An 808-nucleotide genomic window follows, 5' to 3' on the forward strand; every position below is an offset into this window, starting at 1 on the left:
AGGGGTTTGATCGTCGGGGTTGCACATGCCGGGCGCGGCCAGTTTCGCCAACACGGCTTCGAGGGTGGCGCGCAGCTCGGGGGTCAGCCACCCGCGCAGCTGCGACATGCCGTCGGCTTGTTGGTTGCCTAGGGTCAGGCCGCGGCGCCGCGCACGGTCCTCGTCGGTGTAGGTGCCGTCGGGGTTGAGGCAATCGGCCAAGGTGTCGGCCAGCGCGCTGAGTTGTTCGGGACGAAACTGGGTGCCCTGTTCGGCCAGCTTGGCTTCGACTTGCTCGCGGGTGCCGTGGTCGATCCAGCCGGGCAGCTGGTGGACAAACCGGCGGATCACCGCTACCTGGCCAGAACCGAGCGTGCCCTCGCGCTGCGCGGCGGCTGTCGAAGCCAACACCGGCTCCAGCGGTTCGCCGGTCACGGCTCGCCGCGGCCCCAGATCGGCGGCCTCGTTGATGCGCCGCGATGCTTCGGCGCGGCTGATCAGCGTTCGTTCGGCGATCGCGTGCGAGAGCTTGCCGCCCAATTCTTCTGGAGTGGCTTGGCGGGCCAGGTGGTTGATGGGTTCATGCTCGAGCGCGGGTATCCGCCGGCGTAACCGCTCGCAGCGCTCCAACCACTCGAGCCACTCCGCCGTGGTCAGGGCATCACACTCCAGCCCGGCCACACCGTCGAGCGCGGCCTCGGCGGCATCGAACGCAGCCGTAATCGCGTCACGATCGACAACCCCGCCCGAACTCATACCGCGAAACTAGCCAAGCCCACCGACAAAAAACGCCGCGTTGCAACTCCTGAAACTAAAGTGGCGCAAGTGA

General features: G+C 67.5%; 1 protein-coding gene. It reads right to left on the reverse strand.

Features of this window, described 5'->3' with window-relative positions; translation table 11 throughout:
* Nucleotides 1-735 (reverse strand): DUF222 domain-containing protein (locus tag ACQI5H_RS24570; protein WP_427081890.1); only part of this gene is annotated, 735 nt, incomplete at its 3' end.
* Nucleotides 736-808: the final 73 nt, after the last annotated feature.

This window comes from Mycobacterium heidelbergense, assembly GCF_050205645.1.
In the GTDB taxonomy this organism is placed as follows: Bacteria; Actinomycetota; Actinomycetes; order Mycobacteriales; family Mycobacteriaceae; genus Mycobacterium; species Mycobacterium heidelbergense_A.